Source organism: Chryseobacterium sp. sg2396 (assembly GCF_042610505.1).
Classification (GTDB): domain Bacteria; phylum Bacteroidota; class Bacteroidia; order Flavobacteriales; family Weeksellaceae; genus Chryseobacterium.
The window spans coordinates 36,221-61,743 of record NZ_JBHGAQ010000018.1 but is presented as its reverse complement, the minus strand read 5'-3'; the positions used below and the strand labels follow the sequence as shown (position 1 = coordinate 61,743).

The 25,523-nt window shown below is 36.7% G+C and carries 14 protein-coding genes and 1 tRNA gene; 2 read left to right on the top strand and 13 right to left on the bottom strand.

Features of this window, described 5'->3' with window-relative positions; all coding sequences use genetic code 11:
* Positions 1-107: 107 nt before the first annotated feature.
* Entirely contained in the window at positions 108-404 is a 297-nt protein-coding gene (locus tag ACED20_RS17360) for an MGMT family protein (protein WP_294219827.1), read from the bottom strand.
* A 313-nt stretch (positions 405-717) separates the two neighbouring features.
* On the opposite strand from ACED20_RS17360, the gene ACED20_RS17355 reads away from it, so the two are divergent.
* On the top strand, positions 718-864 hold the full coding sequence (locus tag ACED20_RS17355) for a hypothetical protein (protein ID WP_294240460.1): 147 nt from the start codon (positions 718-720) through the stop codon (positions 862-864).
* Positions 865-868: 4 nt separating this feature from the next.
* Here the strand turns inward: ACED20_RS17355 and ACED20_RS17350 are convergent, their stop codons facing one another.
* The 5 genes from ACED20_RS17350 to ACED20_RS17330 all read right to left on the bottom strand — a co-directional run bounded on the left by ACED20_RS17350 (position 869) and on the right by ACED20_RS17330 (position 5,396).
* On the bottom strand, positions 869-1,960 hold the full coding sequence (locus tag ACED20_RS17350) for an acyltransferase family protein (RefSeq protein ID WP_378105998.1): 1,092 nt from the start codon (positions 1,958-1,960) through the stop codon (positions 869-871).
* 61 nt (positions 1,961-2,021) lie between these two features.
* On the bottom strand, positions 2,022-2,996 hold the full coding sequence (locus ACED20_RS17345) for a deoxyhypusine synthase family protein (RefSeq protein WP_294202391.1): 975 nt from the start codon (positions 2,994-2,996) through the stop codon (positions 2,022-2,024).
* Between the two features lie 27 nt (positions 2,997-3,023).
* Positions 3,024-3,668 (bottom strand): hypothetical protein, encoded by a 645-nt coding sequence (locus ACED20_RS17340; RefSeq protein ID WP_294230096.1) that lies wholly within the window; start codon positions 3,666-3,668, stop codon positions 3,024-3,026.
* A 192-nt stretch (positions 3,669-3,860) separates the two neighbouring features.
* Positions 3,861-4,253, bottom strand: coding sequence for an alternative ribosome rescue aminoacyl-tRNA hydrolase ArfB (gene arfB, locus ACED20_RS17335; RefSeq protein WP_294240471.1), 393 nt, complete (start codon positions 4,251-4,253; stop codon positions 3,861-3,863).
* A 6-nt stretch (positions 4,254-4,259) separates the two neighbouring features.
* A complete protein-coding gene (locus ACED20_RS17330; protein ID WP_378105994.1) occupies positions 4,260-5,396 on the bottom strand; it encodes an AMP-binding protein in 1,137 nt (378 codons plus the stop codon).
* A 99-nt stretch (positions 5,397-5,495) separates the two neighbouring features.
* On the opposite strand from ACED20_RS17330, the gene ACED20_RS17325 reads away from it, so the two are divergent.
* A tRNA-Gln gene (locus ACED20_RS17325) sits at positions 5,496-5,566 on the top strand.
* Positions 5,567-5,672: 106 nt separating this feature from the next.
* On the opposite strand, the gene ACED20_RS17320 is transcribed toward ACED20_RS17325, so the two are convergent.
* The 7 genes from ACED20_RS17320 to ACED20_RS17290 all read right to left on the bottom strand — a co-directional run bounded on the left by ACED20_RS17320 (position 5,673) and on the right by ACED20_RS17290 (position 25,423).
* Positions 5,673-6,380, bottom strand: a complete 708-nt coding sequence (locus tag ACED20_RS17320; protein ID WP_378105992.1) for a hypothetical protein — start codon at positions 6,378-6,380, stop codon at positions 5,673-5,675.
* Complete coding sequence (locus tag ACED20_RS17315) at positions 6,373-7,380, bottom strand: hypothetical protein (protein WP_378105991.1); 1,008 nt, start codon at positions 7,378-7,380, stop codon at positions 6,373-6,375. Before ACED20_RS17315 ends, ACED20_RS17320 begins: the two co-directional genes overlap by 8 nt.
* A 27-nt stretch (positions 7,381-7,407) precedes the next feature.
* Complete coding sequence (locus ACED20_RS17310) at positions 7,408-12,186, bottom strand: hypothetical protein (RefSeq protein WP_378105988.1); 4,779 nt, start codon at positions 12,184-12,186, stop codon at positions 7,408-7,410.
* A gap of 4 nt (positions 12,187-12,190) precedes the next feature.
* A complete protein-coding gene (locus tag ACED20_RS17305) occupies positions 12,191-18,253 on the bottom strand; it encodes a hypothetical protein (RefSeq protein ID WP_378105986.1) in 6,063 nt (2,020 codons plus the stop codon).
* Positions 18,254-19,006: 753 nt separating this feature from the next.
* Positions 19,007-19,663, bottom strand: coding sequence for a hypothetical protein (locus tag ACED20_RS17300; protein ID WP_294240490.1), 657 nt, complete (start codon positions 19,661-19,663; stop codon positions 19,007-19,009).
* Positions 19,653-23,189 carry an Ig domain-containing protein gene (locus ACED20_RS17295; RefSeq protein ID WP_294240492.1) on the bottom strand — a complete coding sequence of 1,179 codons (3,537 nt, stop codon included), beginning with the start codon at positions 23,187-23,189 and terminating at the stop codon, positions 19,653-19,655. The genes ACED20_RS17300 and ACED20_RS17295 overlap by 11 nt, the downstream gene beginning before the upstream one ends.
* Positions 23,190-25,132: 1,943 nt before the next feature.
* Complete coding sequence (locus tag ACED20_RS17290) at positions 25,133-25,423, bottom strand: helix-turn-helix domain-containing protein (RefSeq protein WP_294198050.1); 291 nt, start codon at positions 25,421-25,423, stop codon at positions 25,133-25,135.
* Positions 25,424-25,523: the final 100 nt, after the last annotated feature.

Here is a 25,523-nt window from a genome sequence, read left to right as displayed (position 1 = left end):
TAAACTCTATCAAATAATCCTGACTATTTTTCTGCTTTACTTTTTTAGTAAATGAAAAATACCAGCATAGGTTCCCATTCAAATTGATACCCATAATAATCTGTTACTTATAATTCCTCCAACGGATTCCAGAACAGGTTTTTAAAATTTTTAATCCTTCCGTTTTCCACTATGATGCCTTCCGCTTCAAGTCTTTCCTGGAATTCCGGGACGGAAAGCGTACCCGAAGCTGAAATGACCCGGTGCGCCGGTACATCCTCCGGACAGCCGCCCATAGCTTTTCCGACGTGGCGGGAATGATTGGGAAAACCGACGGCTTTGGCAATAGCGCCATAACTTGTTACACGGCCTTTGGGAACGAACCTGGTGATTTCCCAGACCTGTTGTTTGAATATTTCGTTCATTGCTGATTGTTGTATTCAAATATAAAAAATTGAGTTGGATTTTTTATCTAAACCGGCCTAAAAGTCTCACGCTGATCTGGCAGATTTTGCAGATGATTGGGTTAGCTTACTGTAAATCCTCCGCCCGTTACTTTAATATTATGTTTAGATCCCGATGGGATGACAAACGTTGTGTTTATCCCTCATGGCATTTAACAAAAATCCTATTTAAACTTTCAAATAAAAATCAAGAAAAGTCTTTAGTTATTGATTGTAAACATTTTAAAAACCGCATACTTTTTGGATAAGATTTAAGGAATTAAAATATTCTATCATGAAAAAGTCATTCTTCAGCTTTTTGAATAAGATCAACAAAGCCGTACTTCCGAAATTAAGTGATAAAGATCCCAATAGCCTGACAAAATTTCAGAAAGGGATCCTGGCCTATCGCTATTTTGTCCTGGTCAATTCTTTAGCTTAAAATATTATTTAATTTTTGAAATTAGTTTCCTGCAACTACTGTACAAAGGCTTTTCGATAAGGAGATAGATGATGACGGAACAGGTCCACAAGAGTACAAAGTTGCGGTCCGGCAGGTAAATGTACGATTTCAGCTTCATGTTGAAGTAGCTGAGGTGAATCAGGTAAAAAACGAATGACGCATTCCCCAATAAAACAATTGTTTTTGAAGAAAGAATTTTAGAGATCCACGTTCTTTCGGTCATCAATCCCCAGAAGAAAAGGGCAATCGCTACCGGTAAAAGAAATTCATGGATCAGTCTTCCTTCCCATCGTTCCACACCGTGAACGAAATTATTACGGGCAAAAAAAGTTATGGCAACATTTAATAGCAAGATTGAGATACCGCCGATCAGTGTCGGTTTTTTCAGATTTTTTAAAAACCCGAGTCCTTTTTCCTGTTTCATGAGATAAGCCAGTAGCATTCCGAAAAAGAACTCGGTACTTCTTCCGAAAAAGGTACTTCCCGTCATGAACTGTAACGGATACAGGAAACCCTCAGGATTACCGTTGTATTCATGTAAACCGTATCCTGAGCCCCATCCCACAAGGAAAAGTCCCGACAAGAACAAAAGGCAGTATTTCCAGTTTTTTTTAAGCAGAAAGAATAAAAGCGGTGCCAGCAGGTAAAAGAAAAACTCTACGGTGAGCGACCAAGCCTGCACGATCCCCGAAACGGAATATTTTTCAAACAAAGAATATAAAAGCGAATACTGAAGGAAATACGTATCTACATCGTTGGAATATTTTGCATCCAGAAAAAAGGCAGTCAGCAGGATCCAGTACAGCGGAAAGATTCTTGCGATACGGAGCAATATATATTTCAGGTACGATTTTCCGGATTGCAGAGGCGCATCTTCATACCGGTAAGCCAGTAAAAAGCCGCTCAGCACAAAAAAAACAGTAACGCCAATGTGCCACTCGCTGATGAAACGCATGATTTCAAAGAGTAGGTCTGTACGCCAGTATTTCCGGTTATGGTAAGCGAATACCATAATCGCGGCAACGGCACGCATCCCTGTCAGCGCATCAAATTTATTTTTACCGGTTGTATCCAATGGCTAAAAAAATAAAAGGCTTACGGATAAGCCTTTTATGTAGATTTTATAAGATCTTCGATTAAGAATTTTCTAAGATATAAGAAAACATCAATGGTGCACAGATGGTAGCGTCACTTTCAACGATAAATTTCGGTGTCGTGATATCCAGTTTCCCCCAGGTAATTTTCTCATTCGGAACAGCTCCGGAATAAGATCCGTAAGAAGTGGTAGAATCTGAAATCTGACAGAAATACGACCAGAAAGGAATGTCGTGCATTTCCATATCCTGATACAGCATCGGTACTACACAGATCGGGAAATCCCCGGCAATCCCTCCTCCGATCTGGAAGAAGCCTACACCTTTTCCGGCAGAGTTTTTCGTGTACCAGTCGGCAAGGTAAGTCATATATTCGATTCCGGACTTCATCGTGGTCGCCTTAAGCTCTCCTTTAATACAGTAAGATGCGAAGATGTTACCCATGGTGGAATCTTCCCATCCCGGTACAACAATCGGAAGGTTTTTCTCTGCTGCTGCGATCATCCATGAATTTTCTCTCGGGATTTCGTAATACTGTTCCAGAACCCCTGAAAGAATCATTTTGTACATAAATTCATGCGGGAAATACCTTTCACCTTTTGCTTCAGCATCTTTCCAGATTTCAACGATATGTTTCTGTAATCTTCTGAATGCTTCTTCTTCAGGAATACAGGTATCGGTAACCCGGTTCAGCCCTCTTTCCAGAAGGTCCCACTCGTCCTGAGCCGTAAGATCCCGGTAATGAGGAACTCTTTCGTAATGAGAGTGCGCTACAAGGTTCATCAGATCTTCTTCAAGATTGGCTCCCGTACAGGAAATGAAATCCACTTTATCCTGACGGATCATCTCGGCAAGTATTTTCCCCAGCTCTGCAGTAGACATGGCCCCTGCCAAAGTGATCATCATTTTACCCCCATCTTTAAGGTGGGCTACATATCCTTTGGAAGCATCCACCAGAGCCGCTGCGTTGAAGTGCAGGTAATACTTTTCTATGAATTCAGTTATCGGTTTGCTCATTTTTTTAAATTTGTGCAAAGATAAAACTTAAAAACGGAATGTAGCGGCTGCACTTAAAGAAAGTCTCGTTAAGCTTTCTTTTTGATCATCTCCTAACTCTACCGTCTGGCCGTTGTAGCTGAATTTGCTTAAAGTTCCCCCGGAAAGTCCCAGTTTAGGCCCGATTAAAATATTCTTATTGATCTGATACTGGTAGGCAAAATCCAGTTCCGCTCCAAAAGTTGTTCCTTTGCCTTTCACGTTTTCCGTTTTGGAGGTATAGGTCATGGCACCTAAAGCGGCAGACATGAAAAGCTTATGCTTCGTATCATGAGCATCGTTGGTTAAGGTAACTTCCGGACCATAAAAATTGATGTTATCCTTGGTGCTGACATTAGCGGAAACCACATTCCCCATATTATCCATTACACTGAAACGGCCGCTTGTAGAAGCGCTGTAATTGGAATATTTAAATCCGATCAAAAGCCCGGTTTTCACTTCGTAGCGTAGGGCGACATCGAAGTTTACCCCGCTTTTTAATCCTTTTAAATATTCTTTCTGATCTCTGGAGAGATTCGCTGATGTTTTCGCAAGTCTCCAGGCATACCCTACAGATGGAGAAATAGAAATTTTCTGGGCAAAAGAAGCCACTGAAATGGAAAATACGCTCAATGCGATAAGTTTTTTGATCATTAGTCTAAAATTTGCAGCAAAAATAACACGAATATGTGAATTGAAGGTAAAGGCGAATAAAATTTAACAATTAAAATGGGTGAAAAGGCCGGAAGAGGAAGCTGGATGCCGGGAGTTTTTCCTGTAAATATAATGACTAATGGTCCTGACTATCAAATGACATCGTTGTTCAGTCTCTTTTAATGGTATTTATTAATACTTAAATTTCCGGTTTTCTTTTTTCTCGGATAATTTCTTTTTGGTATCCAGTCTTTTCTGCTTCTGATTTCTGGAAGGCTTCGTGGCCAAACGCTTTTTCGGAATTATTATAGCCTGGTTTACGATTTCTAGAATTTTCTCAATCGATTTGTTTTTATTGGCAAGCTGTGTCCGGGTTTCGGAAACAGTTAAAAACAGGAAGCCGTCTGCGTTAATTCTGTTTTTTAATTTGGTTTGAATTACATCTTTCTGGTAATCATTAAAAAATCCGGATTCCGCAACATTCCAGAGAACCGTCACCGAAGTTTCGACTTTATTTACATTCTGCCCTCCTGCTCCACTGCTGCGGGAAGTTTTGAAGCTGAGTTCCCTTGTAAAATCTTTCATTGAATTTTAATTTTTATGATCTAAGCTTTTCTCCAGCTCAATCCTGTTTACTTTTCCGTTGGGAGTTCTTGGGATTTTTTCCACGAAGATAACCTCTTTAGGCCGATGGAACTTTTTCTCATAACCGACCGCGGATAATTTCTGATTCAGCTCTTCCGAAGGGTTTCCTTCAATCACCAATATCAATTTCTGACCCAAACGTTCATCGTCGATGCCTAAGAAAACCACTTCATTGGCAATTTCTTTCNTCAGCTCTTCCGAAGGGTTTCCTTCAATCACCAATATCAATTTCTGACCCAAACGTTCATCGTCGATGCCTAAGAAAACCACTTCATTGGCAATTTCTTTCTTTACCAAAGCTTCAAGTTGTTCCGGAAAGATTTTTGCTCCTCCGGAATTAATGATATTGTCTACCCTTCCCAGAAATCTGAACTGATTTCCGTCTTTAATATCCACTAAATCATTGGTCTGCAATATTTCTGAATTGATTTTAGGCGCAAATATTTTTAAACAACCTCTCTCGTCCTGCGCTATTTCCACATGTTCAAATGCGGTGAAATAGTTTTCCGGATCAGGTACGATCTGCTTTAAAGCAATATGGGAAAGCGTTTCCGACATACCGTATGTTTCATAAATCCGTGTCTGATTGGATGAATGTCCGAGTACCCGGAAGATTTTCTTTTTTAAAGATTCTGAAACCGCAGCACCACCGATGATCAGGTTTTTAATTAAATATAATTTATCCAGCGAATTTTCCACCTGCAAAGGGGTCATGGCACAGAAATCTATTGTTCCATCCAGATTTTCAAGAGGTTTCACAGACGGTTCTGCAATAATCAGTTTTAATTTTCTTACCATCGACCGTACCATCATCATTTTTCCGGAAATGTACTCAACGGGAAGGCAGATTAAAGCAGTATCCCCTTCTTTCAATCCTAAGAAATTGCAGGTCATTTCTGCAGAGTTCACCATTTTCTTTTTTTCGATCTCAAAAATCTTTGGCGTTCCCGTAGAGCCGGAAGTCTGTACTTTTACCGTCTTGGAATCCGAGAACCATTCCTCCAGAAAATTACGGATTTTGGCTTCAAATTCCGAGTTGAAAGATAATGGATTCATATTGAGATTATTAAAATCGATCTGCATAAGTACTGTGTCTAAAACTCCTGTAAATTTAAAAAAAAGTTTAAAAAGTTCTTGCATGTAATGAAAAAAGCTGTAAATTTGCACCACTAAAACAAACAGAGACTCATGGTGTAGCGGTAACACTACTGATTTTGGTTCAGTCATCTGGGGTTCGAATCCCTGTGAGTCTACGAAAAACCATCCTTTTAAGGGTGGTTTTTTTTGTTTTTATTTTTGTTTAAAGCAAAAAAAGATGCAGAAATTATTCTGCACCTTTATCAAATCATTTCATAAATATTAAAGCTGAGTGGCGTCGCTTACAATAAGCTTCAGATCGCCTTCTTTTAAAATCCCTCCGTTTCCTACGTACATTGAATCTACTTTGAATGTTGAAAAGTAAATACTTGGTAATTTAAGCCATAAATACACATGCTGGTCTGAACCTACATACTGCCCTGCTGTAATAGCGGTAGAGGCTGCTACATAAGATTTGTGACTTATAATATTTCCCGCAGGCGGATAGCAATATCCTACCCAGGTCACATCGATAATGTCGGCCTGTCCATAATTATAGCCTGTAGCCTTAAGGTGATACATCGCATAACTATTGGTGATATTATAAGGAAGCTTTATATGGAAAATCTTGGTAGAACTTTGTTCTGAGGTAAAATATTTAAGAATACCCTCCCTAGTACTTCCCCTATCGGTGGAACCTTCCAGGTTCAGTACAACATTTCCGGTTTGTCCGTTCACCGTTTGTACCAGACTGTTCGGAATTCCCATGTTGTTTTTGATATCCTGAAGGGAAATCTGCGCCACAACGGAGTTATCCATTCCCCTGAGCTTCAGATATCCATTTTCGGTATTGATATTATTGGTAATTCGTTTAAGTTCCGGACCACTTAAATGGGCATAGCTATCCAAAAGATCTGCGAACTGAGCCTCCGTAGGTCTTTTTGTCGCTTTGAAATATTCTTTTAGTTCTGATATTAATTTTCTAGGCATTGGTGTTGTCTATTTGTGATTTCAACTGTTCTAATTCTTTGTGCTGGGCAATGGTGTATAAGGTGAGCTCTTCGATTTTCTGAAGCAGTTTCATTTGAAAGTCTCCTACATTTACTCCGTCCTGAGCCATTTTATTGCCGGAAGGAATTTCAGGCAAATGCCTATTTTCTTTGATAAACGACTCTAATTCGTTTAGATTCATCATCGAATAATCTTCTCGGGCTGAAGAATAATTATCATAATATTTCTCAAAGACATAGTCCGCCGGAACATTTGCATTGATGATAATATCTTCAGCGTGAATTTTTCCCTTAACCGTAAGTTTCTGATCCGGATTTTGGGTTCCAATACCGACATTTCCATTAGATTTTGCTTTTATCGCAACTTTTGCAGATTCAGAAGAAAATGCACTGCCGACCAACAATTCCCATTCATCGGTCATTGGCTGAAGAGCAATAGTGGAAGTATCATTACCTTTATTATTTAATCCAGTCCATGATAAATTTTTATTAATAGATCGGACCTTAATTACCATAAACATCGTTCCATCAACGCCACCGTCTACTTTTGTAGCCCTGACACGAAATCTGTTTGAGGCACCATTAACGTCAATTGTGAAACAGTTCGTATTCTCGTTGGCTATATAGTTATTTCTGTTAATTCTCCCACATTCTCTCCAAATATTAGGGTTTGAATGAGAGACGGCAGCAACGTGAGTAGCAGCAGAGGCCATATAAGCCCTGGTATATGCTACTGATATTTCATAATATCCACCTGACGAAGACATATCTGGTTGGAAAGCAAGGAATTCAATATAATCTCCCACCTGATAATTTGGCGGAAACTCCAGATAAGTTGTATACTCAGATGTTGCTAGGTATTTTATGATCTCACTGTCAAGATGTGCATAACTGTCCAACAAATCTGCAAACTGACTCTCCGTAGGCCTCTTTGTTGCTTTAAAATATTCTTTTAATTCTGATATCGTTTTTTTTGACATGATTTTCTCTTTAAATGTTAATATTAATTAATTCGTTCGTATAATAAACGTCTGTTCGATAATCATCCCATCCGTTCCATCTGAGGAAATACCACCCGTTCCAGGCCATGTGCTTTCATCATAAATAGTAAGGATCCTATCTTCTTTGCTGAACATTCCTGATGTATTTTCAGCCAGCATTTTAAAATGATGATAAACAGGATTACCTTCTGCATCTTTTATGGTAAGTGGGTTCATCCCTACTTTATTCAACGGCAGAGAGACCGTATTCCCCGAAAGATCGAAGATTTGCTTTGGTATCCAAGCCTCCTGATTGGTAGCCGGATCCGTCTCGAAAAGATAAAGCTGCACTTTATTTGTGTTGCTGTCAAGAATGTTCATTCTTGCTATTTCCTTCCAGTTACCCTGGTTGTTAAGTTTATAAAGATGATATTTGCCTTTATAACAAACTTCTTCCCAACGAAGTACTACTGCAGATATGCTATTGCCTGTTACAGGATCAGATTCATATTTCAGTTCCGGAGATTCCGGAAGAACATTTTCCGTAATCGTTGTAATCATGATTTTCGAAGCTTCGGAAGGGGCATATTCCGTTAAGACCACATCCAGCTGCGGATTTCCAGTATAGTTCGCTTCGGCATATTCTACTTCCGCTTCTACAGTTACCCGGTAATAAAGCGGATCGCCGAACGGAATTTCCTGTAAACTGGTGAAGGTGTCTTCCAGAGTCCAGGTCGCATCATCCAGTACGCCTTCAGCCTCCAGATCAAGCTCTTTAACCAGTTCCATCGTTCTTACGGAAACCGCATCCTGCATAGAAAGCGCGCGGTATAATTTCGCTTTTTTGATGTTGTAGATCTTGTTGTACGAATTGATGGTTACCTGCATTTTTGGTGCGCTGTCTAATTGCTCATTTTCCAAGACAGGAATAACGCTTTTGATTTCAGGAGTTCTCAGCGGGAAGGAATTTACCATTCTTACGGGACCAACTGCTGTACTAATATCTCCCTGAACAAGCTGCGCATTCGTTTCTCTCACCGCATAAAAATAAACGCTCGTAGAGGCACCGTCTAATGTGAAATCCACAAACAATGTCTTATTGTTCTCAACGATTTTCATCATTGGAGCCATATCAAAATCAGGAGATGTAGGATTTAGGAACGTCCCGTTTTTATCCCTTATTACCTGAGCTTTGGGAATCGGCTGATAATTCCCTTCACGAATGTGCTGATAAAGGATCGGAATCTCTGTTAAAGGAACGAATGAATTCTGAATCGTCTCTTTCACAAAATCATAGAAAGTTAGTTTACCGAACTGCCCCGCAGGATCCTGCTCAATGATCACGTGATCCATGGTCTGAATCTGGCCTACACTGATCTGTGGAATAGGAGTCGGGCTGGGATAATGTTGATTATGCTCTGTAATAAATTGGTTGATACTTTTGAAAAACGCTTTGTTATTGGGAATCGGAAAGCCATATCCGTTGTATTTTCTGAATAGCTTTGTATTCGCATCAATAGTAGCATTTGCCAATTCCAATAATCTTGCATTGAAATATTCATCATTGTTATTTGCACGGATGTGTTCTATAGAATTCGGCGTAGGAACATTATTATACCCTTCTGTATATTCATATAAAGAACTTAAAAGAATATCGTCATTGCTCCGAAGATACATTACACTGAAAGGCCTATGCGCAAACTTAGTAGTAAATGCATATGAAGAACGTCCAAAGTAATCCGGTCTTGTTGCATAGTTTGCACCTAATGGTTTCTCAGGAGTTTTAGGAGCTTCAATTCTTCTTCCGAACATCATGGTAGGAATAGAAATCCTTGAATTATATCCTGAATAAGAGGTTGCAATGCTTCTTGCACCGAAAATACTATACTTTTCCAATACATCAGGATCCTGCGGAATAACATAGCCATCTGTCAATCGGCAAGGTGCATTGTAATAAAGGTAAACTCTGTAGCCCGGATAAAAGTTAACTTCCTCTGTTCTCACCAGATTGGGAGCATCAGATTGTAATGGATCTGTTTCAAACGATTCATCCAGCGCATAAATTTTTAAATCCCCAGTTCCGATATTATCAATTCGGATTACTTTAAGGGTTCTTTTTTCTTCATTGGAATGCCCTTCAACAGGAATACGCACACTACCTCTGTACCACTGTACACTATCTGCTCCCGGAGTATTGGAATATTGAGGGTGATTAGCTAAAGTAAAACCTGGAAAATTAATTTCATACAGCCCTGCAAAAGGAACATTCGCCTGAACGAATCTTTTAATTTTGGCCGTCTTTTTAATTCCCCTAAATTTTCTGAAGTATGTATTATACGTAATATCAGGAGTCTGTCCGGAAGTAACCGTAACTTCTTCAGTATGAATCGGCCAGCTGTCTCCAATTTGGATCTTGAACGGATGCGGATTTACCGTTCCCCAGGTTGAAGGGTTCTGCATATTTTCCACAACCATAAAAGATTCATTTGCCTGAGGCACGATGAAATTGCCCGGATCAAAAGGAATAGCTGTATTCTGTCCAAAGGCGTTGCCAATCTGGGATTTCAATATATGAAAGATCGGAAAATCAGGATTGCTGCCTGATATAATATTATGAATGATAAAATCATTGGATCCCACAGTAAAAACACCGCCAATATAACTGGAAAATGATGCTGCAGGAATAGAGGGAGTCAAATTTTGGGAAGCTCCGGCACTGGTTAACTGCAATGCTTTCGTTTTGATTACTGAAACCAGTGGATTTCCAGGAAGATCGGTAACCGTATCAATCATTCCGAAAACCTGATTTGGAATTTCAGGACGGAAAAAGATTTCCATTTTATCGGCAAACAGTTCTTCATTATCCGGCAGTGGATTAAAAGTGGAAAGGTCTACTCCATTGATGGCTTTCTGATAAGAAATCATATCCTGTGAAGCATCATATTCCATGGTAAGCCTTATCAACGTTTTATCTGTCTGTGTATTGGCTGCATACCTGTCCTGCTCATTCTGTGAAGTAAGCAATAAAGGAAGTTCTTTCTGGATTAAAAAGGCATTTACACTGGATGGTGGAAGTAAAGTGTTGGCCGGTTTAATTTCTGATTCAATAAACCATGTAACATCTGATGATGTAGATCTGGAGAACCAGTTTACTCCATATGAGCCATATACATGGATTCCCTTTTTCGTTTCTTTGTGAACAAATGCCGGATTTCCATAATCTGGAATTGCAATAGCAACGGTTTCATTATGTCCTTCACTTTTGTCTGAAAGGACATTTTGAAAATTAGAATCGTTCGGTAATTCAGGCAATCTCCATTCCGTATCATCTTTAGCTTTGTACTCAATGCCAACAGAAACAGGATAAGTGAACTGGGACATATCAAATTCCTGGCTGGTGTAATAAAAGGTACTATTTTCCGGTTCGTCCGGAGTTATCTCCTCAACCATTAAGCTAAGATACCTGCCGGTTCCATCATGCGTATACCCATCAGCATCCGTTAGACTGCTTATTGTAAGTCCTGCTGTAGGATCCGCAGAAACCATTCCCGGAATCGGCTCTTTAAGATTTACGGGCAACGATAAGCGCTGATCATCTAAACATGTAGGCAAAGAAATATAAATATGATCTACCGGACTTGAAGGCTTTCCTGTTTTCAGATCAACTACTGTTTCATAATGAGCTACATAAATATAACGGTCTCCTTCATAAACCTCATCCTTAACATCCAGACATCCTAATCCCAGCATTCTTGCAATATGATAATCAAGTGCAGCCATCTGAAGGTTGTTAAAATGAGAGAATTCCAGAGGATTTTCATCGGTATCATTATCACTGGAGTAATAATAGTCAATTGCCAAAGGATTATTTGTATTACTGCTGAGAGCAAGATATGATTTTACAGAATCCTGAATGGTATTGGCTACATCCGGCATATCAAACCATTTTCTCTCATAATTTTTAGCATTTGCAAACTCTCCATCATTGTATCTCGTCCAAACGGCATGGATTCTGTCCGGCATCAATCTGTTTTTCAATACTTCATCATTATCCACTGATAATCCGAATTTTCCAATATTATCCCAGTCTCTTTTATACAAAACATCGTCATAGAATTCAAAATCAATTTGAGTAATAATCGTATTGTTTGGAATAAAGCGAACGCTTCTGCCATTTTCGGCAAAGATTTTTTCTGAAAAATTATAGATATTCCTTCTGAATGTTACATTCTTCGGTAATCCCGCAATATTGCTTTCAACAGAAAGAACCTCGGTTTTTGCAGATCCTGCTGCACTAGGTGTAAGCATAGCAGCAAAAAACAGCATTTGAGTAGATTCAACCTCAATAAGATTTTTACCATAATTATCAAAAAAAGCTGCCGGATCTGAAAAAGGATCGATCTGATTCCTTACCTCATCATATTTATTTTTATTTCTGAAATACACATGGAATACACTTCCTTCTTTATTACCATACAGCCATAGTCCTTCCGAATCAACAATCGTTGAGGGACCATTAAGAAGGTAAAGACTTCTCACCTGAGGATCATATTTTGTTCTGTAAATATTTACAAAATCATTTTCCTTATTAAATCCTTTCGGTTGTCCTGCATAATTATCACCTTTAGGCAGATGCTCAGCTAAAAGTCCTTTCAGCGTCCACCGTAAGTGAATACCGGGTGTACTTTCTTCTCCTCTTGACCCAGCCGCCTGTAGATACAGGCAGTTGGATTGTAGAAGAGGGTTGGTAACAGGAATAAATCCCGAAAATGTATTTGTATTATTGCTTTTATTATTGAGTGACATTTTATTAATTTATTTTGATATTATTAGCTGTAGCTTTATTTACTATATAGTTATCGGCTTCTCCATCCCAGGTTTTATAAATGAACTGGAAGTTTAAAGTGGCATCTATAATTTTTTTGTTTTTGTTCATTACAATAGCCTGCGAATAATCTTTGGAATAGATTACAGAATAGTCTTTGTTAACGATAAAGTCTCGTCCTGCATTTCCGCCAACTTCAATCATTCCCTCCTGGATAAGCGTGTTACCATTAAGTTTTCTGATGACATCCCCGATTGGGATCTTTGGATGATTAAACGGCTCAGGATTTCTTATAAGGATGGCTACGATATCCCCTGTTGAAGTATTAATAATTTTATTGAATTCCGTAGTCGGGGCATCTTCCTGTGGCGTAATTCCAAACAGGCCCTGAAGAATCCTGTCGAACGGATGCTGGTATTGCATTGCAATAGACTGGCTTAAAGAATTCGTACATACAAGTTTAGGATCGGTATTAATAATATCCCATGCAGCATTAATTTTATCTACTGTTAAGGATTTTTCAATATGATAAACCGCCTGCTTTTCTTTGTCATTTCCATTCTCATCCTTGTATGGAATAATGTAACTGGTTACCTGCTCTTTAAAATCGGCATACCTTGAAGTCTGGAATACAAATTTATGAACTTCTTTAGCATAGTTTTTCTTAACATCCTGAGTAATATTGGACAGATTCACTGTATTTTTACCCCAATAGAAGTTCAGCACCTGCGCTGTATAAAGTTTCTGAGGTTTTAATCTCTTTAAAGTAATTTTACGGATCAGAGACTTAGGCTTCGTCAGTGTTACAATTCCCGTACAATTCTGTCCGTTATTTAGCATATTGAAATATTGCTGCATAACAGGCGGAATAGCAGGATTAGGATCCTGTGCCCATTGTTCCATCGTCTGAGGAATATCAACAGGAGAATTTATAATCGTGCTTTCATCAGCAATGAGCATAGGAGGATTCACAATATCGACTCCTTCTACAGGATCTTTGATAATGATTTTCATCTCACCTCCCAGCTTATCCATTCCCTGATATTGATCCCACCCGCTTAGTAGTTTAGAGACATAACTTGATGTGAAATACAACCAGATTTTCGTTGTTACATCATTGTAAAACAATGGTTTTGCATTTACAATATTCCCATCGGCATTTGGATAAGAACGGTTATAATCAATATAGGCTCTCAATGAAGTGTGCGGATATAAGTCCGGATGCGGAGTTAGCTCCTGTCCCTGTATTTCAGGAAGAAGATTTCCGTTGGCATCGCGGATTCTTCCGATCGTATCTTCAATGACATTCGTTGAGTTCTTGATCTCAATTTCGCCATAGGTAGCATCCTTATCCAGATGGAAAAATCCTAAAGGCCCTGCAGTACGGAATACATAAGCATACGTAAAAGTTTGCGAAGGTGCCTGCCCGTTATCCACCGTATCTTTAAGACCGAACTTCAGGTAATATGAAGTATCCGGTCTCCAGATCGGCTGGATCGATCTTGTAAGCGCATTTACAGCGGCCTGCGCATCTGCTGTAACAGCTGCCTGAGAAGGAATACTTACATTATACTGATAATCCTCTACCGAAAGCCATCTGATCTCATGGAATAGGGTAAAGCATTTCTTCTGACTGCTACAGTTTCCTAAATCTTTTAAAATGGAAATAATATCCTCACAAGCCTGGTCAAACGCTCCCTGATTCTCAAGATAACTGTTGGACCTTCCGATAATCGCCAGGATAACATCGATCTGCCTTTTTAGAATATCGTTAAGATATCTGTAATACGGATTATTATTGATAAACTCATTATAAGCATTCAGCAGCGGCGAGGTTGACCTTAAGCGGTTTGACGTAATAAACTCCTGCTGGGAAAGATAGAGACTTAGATTACATAATTTGTCATCGGTACATAAATTGACCTGGTACAAATAATTATTAATCTGCTTCAACTGAGTTTTCAATGCTTCAAATCGGTATATTAAACCTTGATAATCAGTAGCATTTGCATTATTATAAGCAATAACTTCTTCAAGCTTTTTTTCGTACCTGTTTACATTCTGAATATAAACCGGTGAAGTAATACTGCTTGCTCTTAATTGATCCAAAATGGTCTGGTAAATACCGTAACCCATGTTTTGCTTTATAAACAATGCATATCTTTCAGTAGGACTTACTGATGTTCGTCCCATATTAAAAGGCGTAAAGAAATAATTATTATAATACTGAACCATTTGAGGATATAACGAACAGGCCTCTTCATATTTTTCAACCTTATTGCCCTCGCATCCCTCTGCTTGAAGTCTTTGTAAATATGCTTCAAGCTCTGCATATAATACCGGATCACTTGGTGAAACATGGCTTACCGATCCGCCCTGCGCTAGAGCATTCTGATATCCCTGATCCATCAATACTGCCATTTGCTGCACTATTTGGCTGATCTGTGCACTGTCTGCAACATCCGGCGTAATAACGATCTTACTAACACCATTTGGTGAGGTAATAACAGGAGAAATCTGTTGTTCAAGCTCCTGTTTTGTGTAGTGTTTTTCTACTACTGAGTATTGTACAAATGACTGACTGTTTGTATAATCATTTAATGGGCTGTAGTAATATACAGTTACACCTGTACTATATGTGCTTAACTTCAATTTAATTTCTGAAGCAGGATTCGGCAGCATAATCGTAAGCGAAGATTGATTTTTAAACAGCAGTGACTGGGCAAAACCATAAATATTAACCTCATCCGAAACCTCGGCATAATCTCCCTGCATAACAGGAGTTCCGTTTGGCCCTACAGCGTACTGTGTCGTTCCGGAAATCTGATAGGACGCTCCTTCGCTCTGGAAGAAAGTGGAAGAAGAAGCGTAATACTGTGTATTGAGAGGTTTTTCTAAAAAGTCAGAAACTGAATGCTCGATCTCCTGCTCATGGCAGAATAGTGTAGATGGTAAGACTCCGTACTGCTCAGGAATAAACCATCCCGGATTCCCCTGTTCCGTATAGGAGAAAGGCGTCATCCCCAGTAATCGGATTGCGTTATATTGATTATCCTTTTTCTGCCACTGTCCTACTTTCAGTCCGTTTAAAAGTGCGTTACCCGGTTCCATAGCCTTAAAAGGATCATAATTCACCCAGCCCGAAGTACCGTCGTTTGCTTTGATTTCGATACTCTCCAAAGTATATTGATGCTTTACCTGTCTCAATTCGAGACCTTTCATATTTTTGTCAGGCGGAATAAGATCCACAGCATTTCCTGCGCCGCTGGTAAATCCACCGATGATGGCACTGGTTGCTGCGGCTGGAAGCAATCCTTTCGTGGTTTTAATATCAATATAAGTATCAAGAGGCACAACATTTTTAATCATATTGTAAGCCGGAATAACATTAGGATCAGGTAATTGTTCCAGATCAAAGGTTTCGTTTGTAAGCATACTTACTCCCTTTACAAGGTTTTCTGTCTGTGCAGGGATTTCCGTAAAAGGATTTACAGGCTTTCTTTCCACTTCTTTATTAAACTCCCATTTCAGTTCGAGTTTAGCTTTAAAGCTGATCTTAAAGAAAAGGATTTTCAGTTTAAACTCTACCGTGAATGCTCCATAGATCAGGAATGGCTTCGGTGATTCTACCGCCAGAAGAATGGTTACTGCAGCATAGATACGGAAGATCTTAACATTGATATCAATAGCCAATCCTGCCTCAAAATAAGCGCCCATCTGTGGTTTCTGGAAACTGATTTTTCCTCCCAGCTCCAGATAAGCCAGTACGAAAATACTTACCGGACCGAATTTTCTATCAAAACGGAACTCTCCCCTTGCCCCGGCTTCTATTCCTTTTCCGGAAATCATCAGGAAAGCCTTCAACGTAAATAAATCTTTCAATAATTTAGCCTGGATCGGCTTCTGCTTGGTTCCGAAGTTGATATACCAGGCAGAAGGATTATTAAAAAAGAAACCAGCCTGGATTTCTGCATAGAGCTTAATAATGTCACCCGAGCTTTCCGGGAATTTATAATCCGCTCCAAATCCGAATTCCAATGAATTGTCTCCAAAAATAAAGAAGGCAAAGAATGGCGGATCATCCTGGTAAGTCACTCTTTTCGCCAAAAGCTTCATTCTGGCATCTACCATCACCATTGAAGGTAAAGATAAAAGCAACATCGCGTTGGCAGAAATAATATTTCCGTTAGCCATCGTATCCCCTAACAAAGCACCTACACCTAACGAGAATGGGAAATTATACTGTTCAGTTTGATCCGGGCGGCTGAATTTTTTTACACCCACCCCTCTATCAGGAGCCGTATAATATTCGTACCAGGTATTCTGCGAAGTCATCCCAATCGCTTTTTTCTCGGCTACATAACGGTACCCCAACAAACCACGGAAGCCATAGATGGACACCGGGCCTAATGCAATCGGGTTCGGCAACTCGATGTTGGCATCGATTAGGAAAGCCGGGTATTTAGGCGCAAGGCGCATGTCTACCCCTCCTGAAATTCTCGGATTTTTCACTTTCAGGCTCACGCCTCCCTGATATTCCTGGAATTCTCCCGGCTCCGGGATCGACAGCCATCCTTTGATCGCTACATTCGGGTCACTTGAGTTGGCTGGGATCACCATATCCACATGGATCGTCTGGATGTGAAGGTACGCATGGGACGGTTTTCCCGGTCCGTCATCGACCGTATAATAATATTTGATCCCGTCTCCCCGGGCATCGATCCCCGCAACGCCGATACTTACGCCTCCGTCGAAACCGAAATAATTGTATTTCCGGATCACCCCTCCTTTTTCTCTTTCATGAGAACCGAAGTGGATCGCAGTAACCGAAATTTCAGTTGGCCCCAACGGAATTTTAATCGGTTTCGGCAATATCAGGTTTCCTCCGTTCACTCTAAAATCAATACTTCCGTCGCTGTAAATCCTTAACGTGGAAATGCTTAAGGTCTGGCCTTTTAAGAGATCACCGAAAAATCCTAAGAACTCCACATCGGCGGATGCACCAATAAAGAATTTACCATCCTCTTTCCCTAGCTCCACAGACTTTAAATGCAGCCTGAAAATATCTGGCAAAGTAAGCGTAGGATCAAATGGTGGAACGGCGGCGGCAGTTAAGCGGAAATCTCCATTGGCTTCTATATGTCCTTTGACATTTATATTCGCAGGATCTCCGGATGAATCCTTAAATTTCGGAATAAATAATTGTCCTTCAATATTGGAAGAAACTACGGCATTTTGCTTCAAAGTGACATCAAAAGATTTAAATCCTACTTTAAAACCGCTTTGTGAACCAATTCTCTTCCAAAGAATATTATTATTCAATCCTGATAAATAATCCTGATAAGCTGCAGCGTTCTGAAAAACAATCGGATTTGTTACCCCGACAGGAATTAAAGAAAGCGGAAACTTAAAAGGGTAAGGAAAGTTTGAAGACCCGTTTATTGTTTGAAGGGTTGTTTTAAGCTGTGTATAATCATTAATCTCTGTTTCCACCATCTGTTGAGTGGCAACATCCTTTTTGTATAAATAAACAGGATATTCAAAATTGAATTTATCATTATAATATTCAAATCCCACTCCCGGATTGACAATAGGAATAGATTCCAGCATAATTGTTCCCGAAACTCCCCCTGTCCCGACTAATAAATCATAACCTCCTAACCTTAAAGTCGTACTTGTATTTCCGGCAGGAGTACTGTCATCATGAAACCATTTCGGAGGAAAAGCCACTGAAATCGCTCTTGCATAAACTCCGACAAAGTCATTTGGCCTTCCGTCTAAATCGGCTTCAGCAATATTTGAGGTTTTGCTGAGATCCACTTTTAAACTTTCAACCTGAAGAATCAGCCCTGTATTTCCAATGCTTGCATAAGTAGGATTTAAAGATCCGGCAAGTTCCATCTGATATCCGAAACCAGCGTCTGTATCTGCATAAAAATCAGCTTCTGCAAATAGGAATTTTGTTTTTGTATTCGGAATCTCAACTCCATTTACATCTACAGGCTTCAAAATATTTGTAGGAAACTCAATAGCCGCCGTTAATTTCAAAGTCGCCCGGATTTTTGGCAAGATCAGATCCTTTACAAAATCTTCGAAATCTTCAGAAATAAATGCTGAAAAGAATAGATTCAGTTTTTGTTTTGATTGAGCAATATTGTTTGATGATAAAATATATAATCCAAAAACTGTAGGGATTACAGATTGGCTTATATTATTAATTTCTGTTATTAATTGTTGATATCTGTCGCTGGCATCATCTTCAATGGATATATTACTACCGTAAAGCAAATTGATATCTTCAATTAATTGTTGAAAATTAGATTCATATGCATTTGGGATTATAAATAAATCTGTAGATATTTTAAGTGCATGAACATCTGAAATATCAAAAATGAGCAGTCCTAAATCAAATAAATCTTGAATAGAAAAAGAAAACTGATTCGTTTTAAAATATTTTACAAATCTCAGCATTTCCCACTTCCAATATAAGGTTATTGGAAATGACGATATATTTCCATCCTGAAAATCAGGATTAAGTACTAAGGATATACCGGTGCCTGGAAGATCTAATGAAAGTTTTGTCTTACTTACAATGCTCAGACTATAAAATGCTTCACTGCCAGAATTATTTTTAGAAAAATAATAATCCTTGTAGTAAATTTTATTGAAAATAGTTTCTAATCCGGTTTTAAAAAAGGATAAAAATTCTGGTAGATCATCTGTCCGAACAATATCTGTAATGGCAGGATAGTATATTAGTGTATTTTGTGTTGGCATAATTATTATATTTATAATAGGTTTTTACCCCTCTATTGTAAAAATCTGTTTGCTTAAAAAGTCACCCGTTTTAGCATCAAAAAGATAATTATAGTAGACGTTATCTCCTCTTTCAGGATGTGGTTTGCAAACAATTTGGCAGATATATTTATTCTCTTTTTCAAAGTAAGCGAATAATTCAAGTTCATCTTCTTTGGTAATATCAATATTGAATTTCTTTTCCATGATTCTAACCATATCTTCTACTGTCAAAATCTCCATGTCTCTAGATATTTTGTCATTATCTTTTTCATTGATAAGCACACCTTCTTTAGAATAATTCTTTTCAATACCTACTGGAATATCTTGAAAATAGGTTCCTTCGTATCTTAAGGTATGAGTATCCTCATAAAAAATGGATACCATTTTATATACACTATTTTTTTTCCTTATCTCTTCTTTGTAGTTTCCATCTCCTTGTTGACTAAGCTTAATAATATTACCATCATGATCTTCGTATGTGGTATCTTTCCAGCGGTAGTCCTTATTTATTCCCCTAGCATTCTTATTTTCTCTAAGGTTTAAATCTTTTTCAAATTTTTTAATATTGAATGTTTTCATGTTGTTTAATTTTATTGTTTGTTGTCCATTACAGGAAAAAAATGTCAAAGACAAAAAAAGAACGATTGTACTATTTTTCATTTTCTAAAAATTTATGTATTATTTTATTTTGCCAATTCCATATACTGTGTCTTCTATTTGTATAACTCATGATATTCTCAGTTGTCTCCGTTTCGGGAAAGCCGTCATGACTATTAGGAAATACAAATTTTTGATCAGGATCTGTAATAGGTAAAAGCACCCCTGAGTCTTTATCTTGATGCGCATGATACAGAGATAAAGCATGCAACCCTTCGTGGCTTGCTGTTGCTATCAGATGTCCGGAAAATACCATGGCTTGCTTACCTCCAATGCCACCGGCAATACCCGCTAAAGCATCAGGACTACCTGGTTTTCTACCTCTAAGTCCAAAAGAATATAATTTTAGTGATTTATTATCACCATTGGGAATTATATTATTTAAATATTTAAATATATCCAAATATTGATTGTAATCTATGGCTAAAGAAGTTCCTACTTTGAAAACAAAAGTTCCAGGTTGATTGATAATAAATTTATTATTAGTTTTAAGATCAAGTATATTTATTTTAATTTTAGGAATTATCAGCATTTGATGAAAAACTTTGAATAACATTTCTTTATCATCTTTGTTAAATTTACTTAATTGCGGTAATGGTGTACTTGGTAGGACAACTGGATCAATATCTGTTTCGCAATTAAAAAGAGCAATATTTATTTGTTTTCTGACCGAATCATTATTTCTATTCAATATAATTAACCCAGCAAGTAATCCGTTTTTATTATTATTTATATCTTTTCCAGTTGGAAAATATAAAACTTTAATATTTATAGGCTCTGCTAAATCCTTTAAACATTTGATATTAATCACTAAATTAATTTGTTTTTTTGTATTATCCTGTAAGCTTACAATAGTTTGCTTATCAAAATTGATTACATCCTTTTTATCACATACAAATTTTAGTGTTCCTGATTTTGCAGGAGCAGGATTAGTAATTAATACTCTTAACGTCGCTTCTGTAGGTAAAGAAGGAGGAGTATCGCTATCAGCATCTAATGAATAAGGATTTTTAACTTTAAATTCTTCAGAAAACAAAGAAAGATAAGGTACACTATAAATACCTTTATTATTAGCAGATGCCTTAGTCGGAATACTAGGATATTGTCTTATTAAAAACTTCAAGGCTTCTGCTGCTGTTTCATATTCTGAATTATCACTAATTGTTTGTGGTCTTTCATACCCTCCTTTAATTCCACTATAAAAATCAACATCTGGAACAATACTGGTAGTAAATTTACTTTTGTAATAGTTATCTCCATTTCTAAGCCAATCAAAACCAAACTCACCTTCATAAGGTACTAATCCTAAAGGATTAGGATCAATATTTTGGGGTATTGTTCTAAATTCTACCTGTAAAGGGGCAAATTCATTATAAAATTCCTGATAATCAGAAAAATCCTTAGAAAAGAAGAATAGATCATCTAAACTATAAATTTCAACACTAGGCGTGGGATAAAAAGTTCCGAAACTTACTGCTCCGTTTGTATCTACTTGCTCATACCTAATTCCTAATTTAAACTTTCTGATGTTTTCATTATCTGTAACTGATATTTCTTCTAAATTAAAAAAAACATTATTAGCATCTGTAGGGATGATAAACTTATTATATTCATCTTCTGTTATACCTAATAACATATAAGAATACTTCTTTGAAAGTGAACTTTCATTAAAAATACCTAAGGTTTTGATAGTATTACCTCCGGTAGAAAGCTCACCTCTATAAATAGAAAAATCAGTTTCATTAAAAAGATTAGAAAAATAAACATCTTTATCTTTGACATCTTTAACATAAGCCGAAGTAACTTTATCCACATTAAGATTTTCTAATTCCTGATTTGATCCTGTATTTCTTTTTATTGTTGCAATAAATAATCTTCTCTTTTTAGATGTTCCTGAAACTTTATTATAACCTTTATCAAAAACAACCTTATTTTGCAATATAGCATTCTCGCCTATAATATCATTTAAATTTACATTTCTGTTTTTATCAAATGTAGTCCAGTACATTTTGTTAGAAGGATCAAATTGTATTGAACTTTTAATATTTGCAGTCCATAAATTATCATAATAGTTTTGCAGCGGAAATTTTTGAATCATATTACAATTAATTAATGTAAAATCTGCACAATTAACATTAATTTTTAATGAGACATCTAATGCATTTATATAAAATTTAAGTTTTTCTTTTCTTACTTTACCATCGGTTTCGGTTATGATATATGTTACTGTTTTTACTTCTACTACTGAAGGCGTTCCTACTATTTGTCCTTTATAAGGACCCGTTGTAAATAATTGCATACCAGAAGGAAGAGTTCCACTCTCAACAGTAATTACTGAAGTATCTTTAACATTTAACTCATAAAATGCATATCGGCCTTTATCGAATAAAATATCCTTATCTCCTGTTCTCTTTAATAAGTAGGATCCTTTTCCGGAAATTAGTTCTAAAGAAATCTGTTTTTCCTTGTCATTAATATTCTTACTACCTGTTCCTGCATTATAATCAATATGATATTCCACTAGTAAATCTATATCCGAAGTAGATTCTTTTATTAATATTGGCCATCCATTTGTTTCATTATTCACCCCACCCGTAGTAATATTAAAACCATAGATTTTTCTTGAAGAGTCATAATAATTATAACTTCTGCCATTATCTTGTAAATATATATATAGTTTATTTGCAGTTTGATATTTCTTCAATACAAGAGAAATCTTAGAAATATCATTTACTAATGTGCCATCCTTATATTTAATTTCACCACAATTGATATGCGATCCCCAAAATGCTGCGGCATCTAAAAACTGGTGTATATTTTCCTTAAATATTTTCTTTTTTCCATTATCCGATTGAGTACTTGTATCAAAAACGAACTCATTAGCTCTCGCGTATGCCAAATTAAATGAAAAAAGTTCAACTTGATTTTCAATAGTATAGTCGCCATAATCAAGAACGATATCTAACCCTACTTCACCTGTGAAATTACCAAGATAATCTCCTTCTTTGCAGGTTATTAACGACGATTGAATTGAATTGTCTATAAGAGTTGTTGCAGGTGCTGTAAATTGAAACACAGAATCCGAAGGAAATGTAATGCCTGTTATTGATGACAAACCATTTAACGCCATGAAATGTAACCACATTTTATTTAATATCTCTGGTTTATTAGTATCTGGCTGATTTAATATATTATTTGTGAAATAGTCAGCTCTATTTACACCCCTATAAATAAAATATTTAATTTTTAATGGACTGTAATTATTTTCTGATGGTTTAATTATAATATTAAGTTTATCAGGATCATTTTGAGGTTGTATTAAAATTTTACCATTACAAATAGCATAAAGTTTACCAATACTATTTGCTGTCGGGGCTTTTACTTTTGATGTAACCCTGTATTTAGTCGTTTCAGAACCTTTTACCGGTCCGAATGCATTTGCTGATATAGCAGCCTGATCACTTATATTGGCATCTGCCAAACTAGATAGATCAGTAAAAAAATGTGAATGTGGTGTATATTTTATCATTTAAATTTATTTTAATTAATTAAAATTTAAGATAGACAATCTAATCTTTAAAAATAAAATTTCTATATTAATATATTATTATCCAATAAATCACTAAAATATTTATCGTCAGATAATTAAAAATTAGATATTAGAATTTGGAATTCTTAAACTAAGATATATGCAGTCAATTTCTATAAAAATTAAAAACTGCAACGTATTCAATCTCAACTTTGCCAAAGTTTTTCAAAACCTATTTAAAATTAACAGTACCTAGAATTTATATTACTTAATATTCTCTAATCAAATATATTAAATTACTCATTAAAAAGTGAATAAACCACTTTAAAACGAGATTTAATAGTATTTGAGGGTTTGAAAATCAATTTTTTAAAACTTTTTGAGAAGGAAGATTGCTTTTTCCTGATGAAGCAATGCAAAACTTGAAACGGTATTGTCATAATTGTAAAATTTGGTGTTGAATAATTATTGAATAGCTTTCCGGGAAAGCTCGCTTTTGTAAAAATTCCGTTGCCGGAATTTAGGGTCGGTATCATTTATTTCATAGGTTATTAGTTTTTTATTAAATAAGATCAATTGGCCAATTGATGATTAAAATTTTTGATCTGACAAAGAACTAGCTATTGTTTGTTAAATACTGTATCATCTCTGAAGCAAAGGTATTTGGGCACAACGTCAAAACCCGTCGCATTAAAACTTATTTTTAAATAATTTCATACTCTTCATTTTGCTACCTCTTCGTCATCTCTGAAACAAAGGTATCCGGGCACAACGTCAAAACTCGTCGCATTAAAATTTATTTTTAAAAAATTTCATACTCTTCATTTTGCTACCTCTTCGTCATCTCTGAAACAAAGGTATCCGGGCACAACGTCAAAACTCGTCGCATTAAAATTTATTTTTAAAAAATTTCATACTTTTCATTTTGCTACCTCTTCGTCATCTCCGAAACAAAGGTATCCGCGCACAACGTCAAAACTCGACGTATTAAAATTTATTTTTAAAAAATTTTATACCCTTCATTTTCTAATCTCTCTGTCATCTCTGAAGCAAAGGTATTCGGGCGCAACGTCAAAACTCGACGTATTAAAATTTATTTTTAAAAAATTTTATACCCTTCATTTTCTAATCTCTCTGTCATCTCTGAAGCAAAGGTATTCGGGCGCAACGTCAAAACTCGACGTATTAAAATTTATTTTTAAAAAATTTTATACCCTTCATTTTCTAATCTCTCTGTCATCTCTGAAGCAAAGGTATTCGGGCGCAACGTCAAAACTCGACGTATTAAAATTTATTTTTAAAAAATTTTATACCCTTCATTTTCTAATCTCTCTGTCATCTCTGAAGCAAAGGTATTCGGGCGCAACGTCAAAACTCGACGTATTAAAATTTATTTTTAAAAAATTTTATACCCTTCATTTTCTAATCTCTCTGTCATCTCTGAAGCAAAGGTATTCGGGCGCAACGTCAAAACTCGACGTATTAAAATTTATTTTTAAAAAATTTTATACCCTTCATTTTCTAATCTCTCTGTCATCTCTGAAGCAAAGGTATTCGGGCGCAACGTCAAAACTCGACGTATTAAAATTTATTTTTGAAAAATGTTAAAGAAGGAACAAGAAAGGTAAATGATGGATGGATGAAAAACTGATAAAAATAAGGTTAGAATATTCACGCATTGTGATAGAGTAAATTATTATATTTCAGTGCGTAAGGGAAATTTTATTATTTGCCTTTCTGCAGAGGATTAAAATCAAGCTAATATATTAATGATCAATTTGTCATTAACGATTATAAGGCTTTTTGCACTCATTAATTTTATGATAATGATATCAAGGTATTTAATTAAAATGGCACGTATTTACTCTTATCAGATTTAAAATAAAGTGCAATGCGCATATTAATGGAATTACTTTAAAGAATAAGACAGTAACAGTAAGGCCTTACAACAGCTCTTTCGGAACCTCAATCCCATTCTTCTTCATATATTCCACCAGATCGTGGTATTTGTCTTCAAAATCGTTGCCGCATTTATGGGAAATGCTACAGATATCGGAAGGTTTGATTTCTAAAATATCGGAGATTTTAGTCAGGATTTCCAGGTTGATTTTTACTTTGGAATTTTCGATATCCGAATAGGCTTTCTGGGAAATACCCATCTCGAAAGCCATGTATTCCTGCGTAAGATCCCTGCTTCGCCGGATTTTCCTGATGTTCTGCCCGCAAATTTTCATCTCTTTCGTTTTAGTAGTTTTCGGTATATTTTAGAAGGATATCTATTAGACTTCCACAAAGTTAGTGAATACCTTTGTCAAAACATTACGACACTGCATG

What these genes read in the sequence shown, in the direction of transcription:
- ACED20_RS17360 (WP_294219827.1), bottom strand. Translation starts at nt 404, where the DNA reads ATGAACGAAATATTCAAACAACAGGTCTGGGAAATCACCAGGTTCGTT.
- ACED20_RS17355 (WP_294240460.1), top strand. Translation starts at nt 718, where the DNA reads ATGAAAAAGTCATTCTTCAGCTTTTTGAATAAGATCAACAAAGCCGTA.
- ACED20_RS17345 (WP_294202391.1), bottom strand. Translation starts at nt 2,996, where the DNA reads ATGAGCAAACCGATAACTGAATTCATAGAAAAGTATTACCTGCACTTC.
- ACED20_RS17340 (WP_294230096.1), bottom strand. Translation starts at nt 3,668, where the DNA reads ATGATCAAAAAACTTATCGCATTGAGCGTATTTTCCATTTCAGTGGCT.
- arfB (WP_294240471.1), bottom strand. Translation starts at nt 4,253, where the DNA reads ATGAAAGATTTTACAAGGGAACTCAGCTTCAAAACTTCCCGCAGCAGT.
- ACED20_RS17320 (WP_378105992.1), bottom strand. Translation starts at nt 6,380, where the DNA reads ATGCCTAGAAAATTAATATCAGAACTAAAAGAATATTTCAAAGCGACA.
- ACED20_RS17315 (WP_378105991.1), bottom strand. Translation starts at nt 7,380, where the DNA reads ATGTCAAAAAAAACGATATCAGAATTAAAAGAATATTTTAAAGCAACA.
- ACED20_RS17310 (WP_378105988.1), bottom strand. Translation starts at nt 12,186, where the DNA reads ATGTCACTCAATAATAAAAGCAATAATACAAATACATTTTCGGGATTT.
- ACED20_RS17300 (WP_294240490.1), bottom strand. Translation starts at nt 19,663, where the DNA reads ATGAAAAATAGTACAATCGTTCTTTTTTTGTCTTTGACATTTTTTTCC.
- ACED20_RS17295 (WP_294240492.1), bottom strand. Translation starts at nt 23,189, where the DNA reads ATGATAAAATATACACCACATTCACATTTTTTTACTGATCTATCTAGT.
- ACED20_RS17290 (WP_294198050.1), bottom strand. Translation starts at nt 25,423, where the DNA reads ATGAAAATTTGCGGGCAGAACATCAGGAAAATCCGGCGAAGCAGGGAT.